This is a genomic window from Streptomyces alkaliphilus (genome assembly GCF_014141535.1).
Lineage (GTDB): Bacteria > Actinomycetota > Actinomycetes > Streptomycetales > Streptomycetaceae > Streptomyces > Streptomyces alkaliphilus.
Genome location: NZ_VKHT01000875.1, coordinates 1 through 2,098, shown reverse-complemented (window position 1 = coordinate 2,098; position 2,098 = coordinate 1). Strand labels below are relative to the sequence as shown.

Below are 2,098 nucleotides of genomic sequence, written 5' to 3'. Positions count from 1 at the left end.
TCCCGGGCCTGTCCGTGGAGGAGGTCGCAGGCGTTGTCCTCGGCGCCCCCGCCGTCCCCGGCGCCCGGGTCGGCGGGGTCCCCGGGGTCGGCCGGGTCGTTCTCGGGATCTTCCACCGGGAGGCCGGGGGCGTTCGGAACCGCCGGGTCCTCGGTCTCGTCGGCGCGGGCCGTGGCGGCTCCGCCGAGCAGCAATCCGGTCGCGGCGATGAGCCCGGCGGGCCCCAGCCATGCTCGTCGGCGCAGGTCAGCGTGCATAACTGAAGCCTCCGAACTGTTCGATGGCCTCCGCCATCTCCTCCGCCGTGGACGCCCGGTTGTCCCCCGGGACGGGGGTGGGCCCGCTCTCCTGCTCATCGGAGAGGATTCTCCAATCGCCCTCCACCCACACCAGTTCGAACGTGCTGGTGTACCAACTGGTGGTCACGGGGCGGGTGGAGCCGTCACCGGCCATGCCGAGCAGCGCGTTGGACCACACCGCGACGGTGGCTGTGTCGTCCGTGTAGTCGACCAGGCGGGTGCCGATGGGCGAGGTGCGGGAGACGAAGGTGAGGCCCTCCGGTGGGCTGCCGTCGGCGGCGAGGCCGAGGCGTTCGAGGAAGGCCGGGGAGTAGGCGCGCTCGAAGCCCTCGACGCGGTCCGGGGCCACTTCGGGGGCGTAGATCGTGTCCACGATGACGCGGCGGGCCTCGGCGTCGAACATGCCCTCACCGCCCAGCGCGACGGCGTAGTTGGCGGCGGCGCTCTGCGCGCCCTGCTCGGTCCGCGGGTGTCCGACGGGGATGTTGTTGACGGTGACGTCCACCGGTGACTCGCCGCTGGGCGCGGTGGGTTGGGCCTGCGGGCCGCCGGGGGCCTCGTCGTCCGCGGGGGATCCGGAGCCGCCGTCACCGCCGCGGTTGGCGAAGGCGAGGGCCGCGATCAGCAGCACGATCACACCGACGACGGGGACCAGGCTGCGGCGGGCGGAGCGCGGGGGACGCCCGGAGGCGGCGTCCCGGTCGTCCTCGTGGAGGCGGGTGCGCGTCTGTGTGGGGAGTCCGCGACCGGCCGCGTCGCGGTACTCCTCGCCGTAGCTCATGGTCGCGCCCCCTCAACGGCTCCGAGTCTATTGCCTCCTCACACGACGTTAGCGCTCCTCGCGGCGAACCGAGCCCCCACAGGTGCAATTGACCGGTTGGCGAGATGTCGGCGGGACGGCGGGGGCGGGTCGCCGCGTCGGTGCCGGCGCCCCGGGGTCATCCCGGGCGTCCCGCCCGTCCCGTGCGTTCCCATCCGCCCCTTCGGCTCCCGGGACGGACCTCATCCTTCGTCATGTTCATCCAAGGATATGCCTGTTTACTGCGAATGGTGGGGCCGTTGGGTGGAGAGGCGGGGAGTTCGGCCGGGAAGGAGCGGCCCGGGGTACGGAGGCGGTGCGCGGGGCTCACGGCCACAGAGCGGTGCGCTCCCAGCCGTTGTCCGCGCGCGTGTAGCGCAGGCGCCGGTGTCGTCGGTCGGCGGAGCCCTGCCAGAACTCCACGCCGGTGGCCCGGATCAGGTAGACCGTGTGGTCGGTGGGGACCTGCCGGGGGTCGTCGCCGTGCGTCCGGCGCACGTTCTCCTCCTCGGCCGTCCACTCCTGCGGTGAGGCCATCGGTTCGCTCTGTCGGCCGATCAACGCGGCGATTCGGGCGGTGGGGGAACGGCCGAGGAAGTCGGCGCGCGACCGGTCTTCGGGGGCGGCCACCACCGGTCCGCGCACCCGGATCTGACGCCCCTGCGCGGGCCAGTACGCCGTCAGCGCCGCCCCGGACTCCGCTGCCAGGTGCCGCCCCTTGGGGCTGGCGGCGGAACTCGCGAAGGCCCACTCCGAGCCGTCCTCCGCCACACCGCGCAGCACCAGGACCCGGGCGTCGGGGAGGCCGTCCGGGGCGACCGTGGAGAGCACCACGGCCGTGGGGTCCGCGACCCCCGCCGCGAGGGCGGCTTCCAGCCACTCGCGCAGCAGCGCGCCGGGGGTTTCCGGCGCGCCGGCCGGGTCGAAGTCCGGCAGGTCGCGGGCCATCGGGGGCCCGGCCGCCCGCAGGAGGGCGGAGAGGGATGGACCGGCGGGGGAC

2 protein-coding genes and 1 pseudogene are annotated in these 2,098 nt (G+C 74.4%); all 3 read right to left on the bottom strand.

Annotated features, from left to right (window positions below; genetic code table 11):
- A pseudogene (locus tag FNQ90_RS20700) lies at positions 1-257 on the bottom strand (hypothetical protein); the annotation flags it as partial.
- Positions 247-1,080, bottom strand: a complete 834-nt coding sequence (locus tag FNQ90_RS20695) for a hypothetical protein (protein WP_182607739.1) — start codon at positions 1,078-1,080, stop codon at positions 247-249. The pseudogene FNQ90_RS20700 and the gene FNQ90_RS20695, both read right to left, overlap by 11 nt.
- A 345-nt stretch (positions 1,081-1,425) precedes the next feature.
- Positions 1,426-2,098 (bottom strand): pyridoxine/pyridoxamine 5'-phosphate oxidase (locus tag FNQ90_RS20690; protein ID WP_228471440.1); only part of this gene is annotated, 673 nt, incomplete at its 5' end.

Coding starts and splice junctions, on each gene's coding strand:
- FNQ90_RS20695 (WP_182607739.1), bottom strand. CDS start 1,080: ATGAGCTACGGCGAGGAGTACCGCGACGCGGCCGGTCGCGGACTCCCC.